Origin of the sequence: Planifilum fulgidum, assembly GCF_900113175.1 — a bacterium.
Classification (GTDB): domain Bacteria; phylum Bacillota; class Bacilli; order Thermoactinomycetales; family DSM-44946; genus Planifilum; species Planifilum fulgidum.
Genome location: NZ_FOOK01000017.1, coordinates 1 through 12,369 on the forward strand (window position 1 = coordinate 1; position 12,369 = coordinate 12,369).

Here is a 12,369-nt window from a genome sequence, read left to right on the forward strand (position 1 = left end):
CGACGGAGTCAGACCATTGAGCGCAGCTTCGCTGACGCCAAAGAACTTCATGGGCTTCGTTATGCACGCTACAGGGGGCTTGCCAAAGTCAGAGAGCAATGCCTCCTTATTGCCGTGGCTCAAAACATCAAAAAAATGGCCTTGCTCCTCTCGAAGAGAGGAAAAGGCTTTGTGATCCGCCTAATTTACCAAATCTAATTTCCTTTATCTGTTTATTTCCCATAAACATGCAACCCCTGGCGCTTTTCTTGCGAAAAGAGCCAGGGGGTTTGTCATCAATCTCAGGGAGGGCGATGGCCCTCCCCTTTTTTCTTTTTTGGACGGATCATATCAGCAGGTGGAAAAGCTGGGGATCCTTGTTGATTTCAATATAGGGGAAACCCTTTTTGTTCATGCGTTCGATCAGCGAAGCGTAATCCTCCCGGTTTTTCAGCTCGATTCCAACCAGGGCCGGGCCGTTGTCCTTGTTGTTCTTTTTGGTGTACTCGAACCGGGTGATATCGTCATTCTCCCCGAGCACGTCGTCCAGAAATTCGCGCAGGGCGCCGGCCCGCTGCGGGAAATTGATGATGAAATAGTGTTTGAGCCCTTCGTGAATCAGCGAGCGCTCCTTGATTTCCTGCATCCGGTCGATGTCGTTGTTTCCGCCGCTGATGATGCAGACCACGTTCTTTCCCCGGATCTGTTCCCGGAAAAAGTCGAGGGCGGACACGGGGAGCGCCCCCGCCGGTTCGACAACGATGGCGTGTTGGTTGTACAAATTCAGGATGGTGGTGCACACTTTTCCTTCCGGCACGGCAATCACGTCATCCACGTTTTCCCGGCAGATCCTGAAGGTCAGATTGCCCACCTGCTTGACCGCCGCCCCGTCCACAAAGGGTTCGATCTCCTCCAATTTCACCACGCGCCCCTGTTTCAGCGACTCCCGCATGCTTTGGGCGCCGGCGGGTTCCACCCCGATCACCTTGGTCTCCGGGTACACGCTTTTGATATAGGAGCTGACGCCGGCGATCAGCCCGCCGCCGCCGACGGTGACAAACACATAATCCGGGGGCTGTTTCAGGTCATTGAGGATTTCGATCCCGATGGTGCCCTGCCCGACGATGGTGCGGTAATCGTCAAAGGGGTGGATGAAGGCCATTTGGTGCTTCTTGACATAGTCCATGGCCCGCTGGAAGGAATCGTCGAAGGTATCGCCGGTCAGGATCACTTCCACATATTCGCCGCCGTAATGTTTGACCTGATGGATCTTTTGCCGCGGTGTCGTGGTCGGCATGAATATCTTTCCGGGAATCCCGAGGTGGCGGCAGGAGTAGGCCACCCCCTGGGCGTGGTTTCCCGCGCTGGCACAGACCACCCCCTTCTTCCGCTCTTCCTCGGGAAGGCTGCAAATGGTGTTATAGGCGCCCCGAATTTTGAAGGAACGGACGGTTTGCAGGTCTTCCCGCTTCAAATGGACGTCGCAACCGTATTTCTCGGACAGGAGGCGGTTATATTCAAGGGGAGTGTGCACGCAGACTTTTTTCAGCCTCTGGCTGGCAATGAGAATATCCTCGATTTTGACGTGATCGACCTGATCGGCGCGCGTTTGGTCCAAAGTTTTTCCCATCCCACCTCATCCTTTTGCATTTTAATGTTTATTTGATTTTATAGCGCACCGGACACCCGGATGTCCAGCGTTTTCCGGAAGGGCCTAAACGTGACGGGCGGTTTCGTTTCAGCGCCGCCACGCGTCGAAAACAACAAACAACAATTAAAAAAACCTCGCGGATTTCGCGAGGATCATGCGGCGGATCGGCGGCGCCCTCAATGGATGCGGCGGATGAGCCCCACCACTTTGCCGAGGATGGTCACCTGGGGAAGCAGAATGGGCTCCATGAGGTCATTTTCCGGTTGAAGGCGGACATAATCCTTTTCCTTGTAAAAGCGCTTCACGGTGGCCTCTTCATCCGGGGTCATGGCCACGACGATGTCGCCGTTGTCCGCGGTGGGCTGTTGCCGGACGATGACGTAGTCCTTGTCGAAGATGCCGGCATTGATCATGCTGTCCCCCTGTACGGAAAGGATGAAATGCTTGCCGTTGCCCACCATTTTTTTGGGAAGGGGAATGTATTCCTCAATGTTTTCCACGGCGGTGATCGGTTCTCCGGCAGTCACCTTCCCGACCAGCGGAACCATCACCGTGTCGGTTTCCGGGCGGCGTTCCTTCGTCGGGCGATCCAAAATCTCAATGGCCCTCGGCTTGGTCGGATCGCGCCGGATGAATCCCTTTTTTTCCAGGCGGGACAAATGGCCGTGAACGGTCGAACTGGAGGCGAGCCCCACCGCTTCGCCGATTTCCCGGACGGAGGGAGGGTAACCCTTTTCCTCCACCTCTTTTTTTATGTAATCCAGAATCGCCTGTTGCCGGGGAGACAGTTTGGACATGCGCTCATCTCCTTTCTCGGACACAGGTCAGCACCGCCCTGCGGCAAATTAGGCCCCGAAAACCCATATCCGCTGAATTCCTCCCATTTTTCAGTATACATGAAAGGCAAACAAAACACAAACATGAGTTCGGAGAACGCCTTGACAGAACGCGTGTTCTGTAATATGCTTGGTTCAAAGGTAATTATTTGAAATGAACATCCGGCGCCGACGGAGGGGGAAGGGATGAAGCGGAGGGGAACGGCTCTTATCGGAATCCTTTGTTTTCTGTTGATGATTGCGGTCGCCTGGGGAGGCCGGGCGGCCGGCGACGGTCCGGAGCCGACGGTGGATGTTCGCGTCGAGCCCGGTGACACGCTGTGGAGTCTGGCCCGGAGGCATGCGGATGATTCCGTCGACATCCGGGAACTGATCAGCGATATACGACGGATCAATCAGCTGGAGGATGCCGTGATCCATCCCGGCCAGACACTGAAAATCCCTGTCCGCAAAGGGGAGTGACCGCCGTTTCCTTTGAGCGCGTTTGTTTGCCGGCCGGCCGTTACCATGCGGAAAACGTACGAAACCGGAGGATTTCTGAAGATCGCGGCTCCCATTTTTTCTTTTCATTTTTCATCTGGATAGGATCTTTCAGCCTCTGTGTCATCGCTTTTGACGGGCCGCCTTCCGATTTTATAAAATAAATGCAGGTCCTTTGGAAACCGCATTTTTTTATTTTTTCCGGGAGTGTCGGGATGCTTTCGGAGAGGGGCTCCTGAGGGTTCGCCTCTTGTGCCGCCCCATATTATCTGAATTTTCTAAAAGAAAGGGGGTCGTTTCTTGCCGAAAATCGAAGTGAGAAACCTCACCAAAATTTTTGGGCGCCATCCCTTGCGGGGATTGGCGCTGTTGAAGCAAGGCAAAAGCAAAGAAGAAATATTCAGGGAGACGGGGATGACCGTCGGGGTCAACCGGGCTTCCTTTTCGGTGGAGAGCGGAGAAGTTTTCGTGATCATGGGTCTGTCCGGAAGCGGCAAATCCACTCTGGTCCGGCTGTTGAACCGGCTTATTGAACCGACGGAAGGAACGGTGCTCGTCGACGGGGACGACGTGACGAAGATGAGCGCCGATGAGCTTAGGCAAATGCGCAGGACCAAGATGGGAATGGTCTTTCAGCGGTTTGCCCTGTTTCCCCACAAGAGCGTCCGCGAAAATGTGGAATACGGCCTGGAAGTGCAGGGGGTGCCCAAGCGGGAACGCAGGGAAAAAGCTCTCCAGTCCCTGGAGCTGGTGGGTCTGAGGGATTACGCCGACCAGTTGCCGGACCAACTTTCCGGCGGGATGCAACAGCGGGTGGGCCTGGCCCGGGCCCTGGCCACCGATCCGGACATTTTGCTGATGGATGAAGCCTTCAGCGCCCTCGATCCCTTGATCCGCAAGGAAATGCAGGATGAGATGATGGAGCTTCAGTCCACCATGAACAAGACGATCGTTTTTATCACCCACGATTTGGACGAGGCGTTGCGCATCGGCGACCGCATCGCCCTGATGAAAGACGGATCGATCGTCCAGATCGGGACGCCGGAGGAGATCCTGACCAATCCGGCCAACGAATACGTGGAAAAATTTGTGGAAGACGTCAACATCACCAAGGTGCTGACGGCCGGCTCCGTCATGAAGCGGCCGGAGGTGTTGGTCCTGGGCAAAGAAGGGCCCCGGGTGGCTCTGAAACGGATGAGGGAAAGGGGCCTTTCCGGGCTGATGGTGGTTGACCGGACCCGGAAACTGGTCGGAATCCTGACCGCGGAGGCGGCGCGAAGCCTGTTGGATGAGAAGAGCGATCGAAGCATGGAAGATGTGTTGGTGAGAGACGTCGTTATGGCGCACAAGGATACGCCCGTGAGCGAGCTCTTGCCCAAAATGGCCGAAAAGCAGTTTTCTCATCCGGCGGCGGTCATCGACGATCAGGGCAAACTGCGCGGAGTGGTGGTGCAAGGCGCCATCTTTGCCGCCCTGGCCGGAAACGGGGTGAAACAGGATGAACCTTCCTAAGCTTCCCCTGGACCGGTGGGTGGACAAAGCCGTCCGATGGCTCCAGGATCACTTTGCCGCCCTGTTTGACTGGATTTCGTCCGGGATTCAGCCGCTTGTCGCCTTTTTCCAGTCCCTTTTCACCGCGTTGCCCCCGGTGCCGACCGCCGTGCTCATCGCCGCCTTGGCGCTGTTGGCGAGCCGGCTGTCGGTGTCGCTGTTCACCCTGTTCGGTCTGCTTTTGATTTACAATCTGGGTTATTGGAACGAGGCGGCCGAAACCATCTCCCTGGTGCTGACCGCGACCACCCTTTCCGTCGTCGTCGGGGTTCCCCTGGGCATTGTGGCCGCCAAAAGCCGGAGGGCGCAAAACCTCCTCACTCCGATTTTGGACTTCATGCAGACAATGCCCGCCTTCGTCTATCTGATTCCGGCCGTGTTCTTCTTCGCCCTGGGGGCCGTGCCGGGAGTGATCGCTTCGGTCATCTTTGCAATGCCCCCGACCATTCGCCTCACCAGCCTCGGAATCCGTCAAGTGTCCGGCGACTTGATTGAGGCGGCGGAAGCCTTCGGCTCGACGCCCGCCCAGAAACTCTTCAAGGTGCAACTTCCCCTGGCCAAGTCGACGATCATGGCCGGAATCAACCAGACGATCATGCTTTCCCTGTCCATGGTCGTCATCGCTTCCATGATCGGGGCCGGCGGATTGGGCACCGTCGTGCTGCAGGCGATCACCCGCCTGGAGGTCGGAAAGGGCTTTGAAGGCGGATTGTCCATTGTGATCATCGCCATCATCCTGGATCGGATCACCCAAAGCTTGGCCCGGGACAGGAAACGGACACCCGTCCGGGAAAAAGGGAAAAAAGGGCGATGGAAAGCGGGATTGGCGATCCTGATCGTTCTTACGATGGTCGGCGCCGCCCTGGCGCAACATTCGGTGACAAACCAGCAAACCGTCACCCTGACCTATGTGAACTGGGAGTCGGAAGTGGCCAGCACCTATGTGTTGAAACACGTTCTGGAAGAGGAAGGCTTTCACGTGGAATTGAAGGAAGTGGATGCCGGCCCGATGTTCGCCGCGGTGGCCAGCGGGGATGCGGACGGCACGACGGCGGCTTGGCTGCCCGTGACCCACAAGGATTACATGGCGGAATACAAGGACCGGGTGGTTGATTTGGGCCCCAATCTGGAAGGAACCCGGGTCGGTCTGGTGGTGCCGGAGTATGTGGAGGCGGACTCCATCGAGGATCTGAAGAGCCGGGCGGAGGAGTTTGACAACCGGATCATCGGCATCGAAGCCGGGGCCGGCGTGGTCCAACTCGCGGAAAAAGCGATTGAAGATTACGGTCTGGACATGGAACTGGTGACCAGCTCCAGCGCGGCCATGACCGCGTCCCTCGAAAAGGCGTACCGGGCGAAGGAGCCGATCGTGGTCACCGGTTGGAAGCCTCACTGGAAATTTGCCAAGATGAAATTGAAGTTCCTGGAGGACACGAAGAAAACCTTCGGGGAAACGGAAAACATTCACACCCTGGTCCGGAAGGGATTGAAAGAGGACAATCCGAAGGCCTACCGGATCATGGACCGGTTCCGCTGGACTGCTCAGGACATGGAAGAAGTGATGCTGATGATCCAGGAAGGAAAGACGCCGGAGGAAGCCGCGGCCCACTGGGTGGAAAATCATCCGGACAAGGTGAAGGAGTGGACGAAGTAGAAGAAACCACCGCCAACAGGCGGTGGTTTTTTGCCGGATCCCTCAGGCGGGCGGCGGGATGTGCCACCCTTTTCCCGATCTCCCTGGTTTCTGCGTTTTTCCGGCCGGAGCGTTTTCCGCCTTTTTCTTGGAAACAGCCAGAGGCGCACCTCCTCCGGCAAATCGCTTGGAAGGGCTTCGACTTGATCGACGGTTTTCATCGAATAATGACATTGAACAAATACCAACCAACCGGTCATCGCTGGATGGGATGCGCGCTTCCAGACCGTTGTCCATGCTCATGCGGACCAGGAAGCGGGGGATACAAGGCGGGGCAATTCCGCTGTTTTCTTCCCGTTTCCTCTCTCGCCTCGCTAAAAAGCCGGATCATTCCCCGCCCATCGCCCCGGCGGGGGCGATGGGCGGATTCTCTCTTTTTCAAATGATCTCACTTCTTGCACTTGACGGAACGCCCGACATCGTTCTACAATATTAACGAGTACCCTCCGGTACTGACCGGAGCGGATTTTTCCCGCATCATTGGCTGCGAAGCGGGGAAAGAGGGTGCTGGTGCGGGAACCTTTTCTTTTGCCGGGTCCGGTACCAGTACGTATCAGTATCTATCCGGAGGTGGGCCTTGTTGAAGACGAAAGCCATGAGCGGCCTGAGCTTTCAGCTGTCTGAAGAACAGGAAGAGCTGCGAAAATGGGCCCGGGGATTTGCCGAGAAGGAAATCCGGCCCGTCGCGGCGGAGTACGACGAAAAGGAAGAGTTTCCGTATGAAGTGCTCAAGAAGGCGGCAAAGGTCGGCCTGACCAACTATATGGCCCCCGAGGAGTACGGCGGAGGCGGGCTGACGAGCGTCATGGCCGCTTGCCTGATCCTCGAGGAGCTTTACTGGGGCTGCGCCGGAATCGCCACCTCCCTCTCGGCCGCCGGTTTGGCGGGGCTTCCCATCTATTACATGGGAAATGAAGAGCAGAAGAAAAAATGGATTCCTTATCTGTGCGATCCGGAAAACCCGCGCCTGGGCGCGATGGCATTGACGGAACCGGGGGCGGGGTCCGATGTGAAGGCGATTCAGACGCGCGCGGTCCGCGACGGGGATGAATGGGTGATCAACGGGCGGAAGTGTTTTATCACCAACGGAGGCATTGCCGATCTGTACGTGGTGTTCGCCAAGACCGATCCCGATGCCGGCTACCACGGCGTATCCGCCTTTATCGTCCCCGGGGACACGCCGGGACTTTACGGGGGCAAAAAAGAGCGGAAAATGGGGATTCGCGCCTCCCACACCGGCGACGTGATCTTCGACAATGTGCGGGTGCCCCATGAAAACTTGCTCGGCGAAGAGAACATGGCCTTTTTCGGCGCGATGAAGATGCTGGAGTATTCCCGTCCGGCGGTGGCGGCGGGAGCGGTCGGCGTGGCCCGGGCGGCCTATGAATACGCGCTGGAGTACGCAAAGCAGCGGGTCCAATTCGGCCGTCCCATCTTCAAAAATCAGGCGATTTCCTTCATGCTGGCCGACATGAAGACCAAGATCGACGCCGCCCGCCTTTTGACCTGGCGCGCGGCGGAATTGGCCGACCGGGGAGAATCCTGCGCCGTGGAGGGCAGCATGGCCAAGGCCTTTGCGGCGGAGGTCGCGATGGAAGTGACGACCAATGCCGTTCAGATCCTCGGCGGCTACGGTTACATGCGGGACTATCCGGTGGAGAAGTGGATGCGGGACGCCAAGATTTTGTCCATCTACGAAGGCACGACGCAAATCCAGAAAAAGGTGATCGCCGCGGGATTGTGACGATTGCCGCATCTTTGAACTTGTAAAACCCTCGGTGTTGTAGTACTGTTATAGCGAACATCATATGAAAACAGACGAAAGGGGAAAGAAAATGGGTAAAGATTTGAAAGACTACACTCTGGATGAAATATTCCAAAAGGTGGAAGAAGTTTTGAACAAGGAGCCCGGACCGACCCAGGGGATTCAAGCGGTCTACCAGTACGAAATCAGCGGCGAAGGAGGAGGCACTTACCAGCTCCACCTGTCCGACGGAAAGGCGAAGGTGGAGAAGGGCGAGGCGGCAAATGCCGACTGCACGCTGCAGATGTCCCTGGACGACTTCCGGGATCTGCTCCTGGGCAATCTGAACGGAACCGCCGCCTTCATGGCCGGCAAGCTGAAAGTGAAAGGAAACCTCGGGCTGGCGATGAAAATGGAAAACGTGCTGCGTCAGTATGATGTGAAGCAGTATATTTGATCCTTGCAAGATAATCAAGAAATCAGCCACTTCGCATGCCGAAGTGGCTGACTGTTTTTATGGGTGCAAAAACCCGCATGAATGCATCCGCCATCGGCAGGATCTCCACCCCCCGTCCGATCAGGCGTCCCTTCGGAAAGGGTTGCATCGATTCGATCATCCTCGGGGAACCTTCCGATCTTCGCTTCGTCGGCGAACAGAAGGGGGCGGACTGGACACTGAAAAGCGAGGGGACCGACGAGCCGATCGAGGTGACCAAGAAAGGGGACCAAATCGAGCTCGTCCGGAGCGAAAACCGGGAAACATTGTCCGAACGTCCCGGGACCATCTCCTGTTGCTCCGGGAGGCGGCCGGATCGGCATCCGCCCGAATGACATCGGCTCCAGCTTGGGCGGGAATCGCCGTTCCCCGATGGAGAAGAACGTCGATCTAGCCACGGTCACTGTGATGTAACCGATCGTCGCGTATGTTGGATTGACAGCGGACGTCACCAATCCGATCCTTCGTTTGGGGAGAAGGCGAGTTGTCACCAGGGCGGATCATGCGTAAAATGCCGCAATTCCTTAAACGTCAGCTGGCTTGCCTCGGTGCCCCCTCCCGCTTGCGCTCTAACCCGCATCACCGCCTCGATAAAAGCGGCTTCTCCCATCTCGGCGTGGAAAATCATCCGGACAAGGTGAAGGAGTGGACGAAGTAGAAGAAACCACCGCCTGTTGGCGGTGGTTTTTTGTCGGATCCCTCAGGCGGGGCGGCGGGATGTGCCACCTTTTTCCCGATCTCCCTGGTTTCTGCGTTTTTCCGGCCGGATCGTTTTCCACCTTTTTCTTGGAAACAGCCAGATGCGCACTTCCTCCGGCAAATCACTTGGAAAGGCGCGGCGCAGAGGGAACGAAAGGAACAACGGGCTTTTTTTCGATCTCCCCTCAAATCGACGAGTCGTCCGTTCCAAGGCGAAACCGCGGTGGAGGAGCCTCATTCGTTGATCCGTAAATCGTTGCCACTTTTGAGGCGTGTCCACCACATACCCGATTTGATCAACGCCCATCACCTTCATCAAGGTCAACGTTTCCTGCAACAGATGCGTGCCGATGGAAAGATGCCGCTCATGCTCCCAAGGCAAGTCCAACAGCACCGGTTTTCCGATCTTGGGGAGGGCCCAATGGGCGCCACGGCCCGTCAGCCGATTTTCCTGCGGGGCGACAAGCACCCCTTTCGGCGGATCGACCCCTTTTGCATCATCCGGTCCACATACAGTTTCACGTCGTCGGCATGGCCGGGATCGGTCCATACGACGATGAAATCCTTCCATTTATCCGGTCGGACGGGGCGAACCGGGATGAAATTCCTTAAAACGGAGGATAAAAAAACCGAAACAAAAGGTGGGCGGCACGGCATCTTTATTCCTTTCACGTCCTCCGGAGGGCGGACGGTTATTTGTCAGATGGCGCATCCTGTTCTTTCGGATACCGAAACCTGCTTTTCCCAGCTCGCCCGTCAGCTCCTGGAGGGGGTGAATCCCAGGCGGGGGCACGGAACCTTCGGCGGTGATGTTCCGTGCCCCCGGGTGAAAGGGAGGCGTGACACCCCTCAAGACCAAGGTGGTGATTCGGGGAGTCTCCATCCCCTCGACGGGAATGGAAGGGGAGAGGAAGTCACATCAAACTGTCCAGCCGCTTGAGCGCCTCATCCTTCTCCGAATTGATGACGTGGGTGTAGATTTGGGTTGTCTGGATGCTGGAGTGGCCGAGAATCTCCTGGACCACGCGCAGATTTTCCCCGTTGGAGAGGAGCAGAGTGGCCAGGGTGTGGCGCAGTTTGTGGGGGGAGATGTTGGCCGCTTTGGGAGGAAGATTGGCCTCCCGGACATATTTTTGGATCGCTTCATACACTCCCTTCCGGCTGAGGCGGGTCCGATTGCGATTGAGGAAGAGGGCCTCCCGGTGTTCCGGGGGGATGCCATCCGAGGGCCGTTGCGCCAGGTAATCCCGAAGGGCCTGGTAGGCGGTGTTGTTCAATTTCAGCATCCGTTCCCGGCCCCCTTTGCCCAGAACGATCACCCGCGCCGTGTCCCCGTCCGGCTGAATGCTGTTCAGATTGAGACCGACCAACTCGGACACGCGCATCCCGGTCCCCAGAAGAAGGAGGAGAATGGCCCTGTCACGGGCTTCGATCCAGGGAAACGTGCGATGGTCTCCGCGGTTGCGTTCGTGATAGCTGTCGACCGCCTTGATGAGCCGGAGGGCTTCGTCCCGGGTGAGGAAGACGGGCATGCGGCGGCGGGAGCGGGAGCGGAGGGAGGCATCCTCGTATTCCTGCATGGGGTCGCGTTCCAGGTATCCGGATTTGACCAAAAAGCGGAAGAGAGAGCGGAGGGAAGCTCTCTTCCTTTCTTTTCCGCTGCGGGAATTTTCCCGGAAATGTTTCCGCTTGACCCACTGTTGCCGGATGGCGCCGGTTTTCGGATCCTTCGAGCGGATTTTCACCCAGACGGTCCGCTCATACCCGTTTTCGATGTGTCTGAAAAACCGCTGGATGGTGCGCGGAGTGACCGATTCGAAACCGATGTTGCGGGAAGCGAGAAAATCGAAGAAGAGAGCGAAGTCATAGGCGTAATTGGCGATGGTTTGACGGGAGCGGTCGGCGCTGATCATCTCCAGAAAAAAATCCTGAACCGCTTCCGGAAAACGGGCGATGATCCGGTTGATGTTTTCCGGAAGGCGGCGGGAGATGACGGGAAAGTCGGAGGGGGGCAACATGTGCATCGCTCCTTTTGCAAACCGGATTGTGCCGGCGGGATTTATTTCGGCTTCAGCGGCATACCCGGAGCCGCTGATCAGGAAATCGGGCCGCGTCGGATAAACGTCCCTTTCGATCGGGTGGAGGAGGCGACCCGGAAATATTTTGTAACCTTATTATAACGGGTTAAAAAGGGTTCCGAAAGGGGAGGGCCATGAGAAAAAGCGCGTGTTTCGACGGCCACCGTCTCCCGGGTGTTGAACGGGCATCCGTACGTGTCCGAACGTAGCCGTCCGGCGGTTGAAGAAGCCATTCGCCAGCTGAATTACACTCCCAATTCCTCGGCGGTTCATCTGAAGCGGGGAAAGAACCGGGGTCATCGCCGCCATTATCAAGCAGCGACGTCGCCCAGTGCGAAACCCAGGCAAGGGACGCGGTCCTGATCAACCTGCTCTCCCTCAAATATTTGATCCGCGAAGCCGTCGACGCAGGAGTTGAAAAATTATTTTCCCGTCTTCTTTTGCCGTCTACGATCCCCGTTCGACGACGATCACCCGCTGGCTTGGCAGGTGAAGCTGTCCGTGCCGCTAAAGCCGACGTCCGGAGTGTAGGTGAAGGAGCCGTCGGGATTCAATACGAGCGTTTCGTTGGCGGAACCGTCGACCAACTGGGCCGTCAGCGGATCGCCGCATGAGAAAAAGCGCCCTGAACAAAGAGGGCGCTTTTGTCTTAACGATGGCGGCGCCAAACTTTCCATCCTTCATCGGTCTTAGCCACGAAGATCTGACCTTGCGACAAACTGGCGCTCGGCAGAAACTCCGGGAAGAACAATTCCACGAGCATAGATTTCCCGGCGACCGCTTGGCCGCATTGTTGCTCGGCGATTTCGGAGTAGGGGGAGGCCTCGGGATTCGCGAGGGGGATGATTCTCTTTACCTCATAATTTTGGTAACGGGAATCTTCCCCATAGGCCTCCCGGATCAGTTGCGGGAGCGCATCGCGAATTTCTCTTCCGGCTTTGTCATCCGGTTTGATCAGATCATCCGACTTCGGACATCGCTCGGATGTTGCCGGAAACCTTTCCGTTGCCCCGGCGGGAAGAAAAGAAAAGCCGGCGGCTCCGGTGACTGCCAGGGCGAGTAAAAGGCAGAGCAGACCTTTATTAACAGTAAGGGAATGTTTCATATTTCATCACGCTCCTTTTGCCGATTTGAAAAATATTGTCCCTCGTTTTCTCCTGCA

Annotated in this window: 13 protein-coding genes; 8 read left to right on the plus strand and 5 right to left on the minus strand. The window is 56.9% G+C overall.

Translation table 11 applies throughout. The features are described 5' to 3' along the window. A partial coding sequence (locus BM063_RS10285) for a transposase (RefSeq protein WP_177199092.1) occupies nt 1-198 on the plus strand: 198 nt, incomplete at its 5' end. A 127-nt stretch (nt 199-325) separates the two neighbouring features. On the opposite strand, the gene ilvA is transcribed toward BM063_RS10285, so the two are convergent. Both ilvA and lexA read right to left on the minus strand, forming a co-directional pair. Further along, a complete protein-coding gene (gene ilvA / locus BM063_RS10290) occupies nt 326-1,597 on the minus strand; it encodes a threonine ammonia-lyase IlvA (RefSeq protein ID WP_425439153.1) in 1,272 nt (423 codons plus the stop codon). Between the two features lie 209 nt (nt 1,598-1,806). Beyond that, complete coding sequence (lexA, locus tag BM063_RS10295; protein WP_092038645.1) at nt 1,807-2,427, minus strand: transcriptional repressor LexA; 621 nt, start codon at nt 2,425-2,427, stop codon at nt 1,807-1,809. 225 nt (nt 2,428-2,652) lie between these two features. On the opposite strand from lexA, the gene BM063_RS10300 reads away from it, so the two are divergent. From BM063_RS10300 to BM063_RS10330, 6 genes are all read left to right on the plus strand, one after another. Further along, nucleotides 2,653-2,928: a LysM peptidoglycan-binding domain-containing protein gene (locus tag BM063_RS10300; protein WP_092038647.1), complete on the plus strand. Its 276-nt coding sequence runs from the start codon at nt 2,653-2,655 to the stop codon at nt 2,926-2,928. Nucleotides 2,929-3,246: 318 nt separating this feature from the next. Then, the gene (locus BM063_RS10310) at nt 3,247-4,458 is read left to right on the plus strand and encodes a quaternary amine ABC transporter ATP-binding protein (RefSeq protein ID WP_092038651.1); all 1,212 of its coding nucleotides are present in this window, start codon (nt 3,247-3,249) and stop codon (nt 4,456-4,458) included. Then, nucleotides 4,445-6,151 carry an ABC transporter permease/substrate binding protein gene (locus BM063_RS18175; RefSeq protein WP_092038653.1) on the plus strand — a complete coding sequence of 569 codons (1,707 nt, stop codon included), beginning with the start codon at nt 4,445-4,447 and terminating at the stop codon, nt 6,149-6,151. Before BM063_RS10310 ends, BM063_RS18175 begins: the two co-directional genes overlap by 14 nt. A 643-nt stretch (nt 6,152-6,794) precedes the next feature. Then, nucleotides 6,795-7,934, plus strand: a complete 1,140-nt coding sequence (locus BM063_RS10320; RefSeq protein WP_092038761.1) for an acyl-CoA dehydrogenase family protein — start codon at nt 6,795-6,797, stop codon at nt 7,932-7,934. 91 nt (nt 7,935-8,025) lie between these two features. Next, a complete protein-coding gene (locus BM063_RS10325) occupies nt 8,026-8,391 on the plus strand; it encodes an SCP2 sterol-binding domain-containing protein (protein ID WP_092038655.1) in 366 nt (121 codons plus the stop codon). Nucleotides 8,392-8,468: 77 nt separating this feature from the next. Next, the gene (locus tag BM063_RS10330; RefSeq protein ID WP_143085313.1) at nt 8,469-8,765 is read left to right on the plus strand and encodes a hypothetical protein; all 297 of its coding nucleotides are present in this window, start codon (nt 8,469-8,471) and stop codon (nt 8,763-8,765) included. Nucleotides 8,766-10,043: 1,278 nt separating this feature from the next. Here the strand turns inward: BM063_RS10330 and BM063_RS10345 are convergent. Continuing rightward, nucleotides 10,044-11,153, minus strand: a complete 1,110-nt coding sequence (locus BM063_RS10345) for a tyrosine-type recombinase/integrase (RefSeq protein ID WP_092038663.1) — start codon at nt 11,151-11,153, stop codon at nt 10,044-10,046. Nucleotides 11,154-11,402: 249 nt separating this feature from the next. On the opposite strand from BM063_RS10345, the gene BM063_RS10350 reads away from it, so the two are divergent. Next, nucleotides 11,403-11,570 (plus strand): hypothetical protein, encoded by a 168-nt coding sequence (locus tag BM063_RS10350; RefSeq protein ID WP_245752221.1) that lies wholly within the window; start codon nt 11,403-11,405, stop codon nt 11,568-11,570. A gap of 107 nt (nt 11,571-11,677) precedes the next feature. On the opposite strand, the gene BM063_RS18325 is transcribed toward BM063_RS10350, so the two are convergent. Together BM063_RS18325 and BM063_RS10355 are read right to left on the minus strand one after the other, a co-directional pair. Continuing rightward, nucleotides 11,678-11,884: an Ig-like domain-containing protein gene (locus tag BM063_RS18325; protein WP_425439151.1), complete on the minus strand. Its 207-nt coding sequence runs from the start codon at nt 11,882-11,884 to the stop codon at nt 11,678-11,680. Next, nucleotides 11,857-12,312 carry a hypothetical protein gene (locus BM063_RS10355; RefSeq protein WP_092038665.1) on the minus strand — a complete coding sequence of 152 codons (456 nt, stop codon included), beginning with the start codon at nt 12,310-12,312 and terminating at the stop codon, nt 11,857-11,859. Before BM063_RS10355 ends, BM063_RS18325 begins: the two co-directional genes overlap by 28 nt. Nucleotides 12,313-12,369 lie beyond the last annotated feature (57 nt).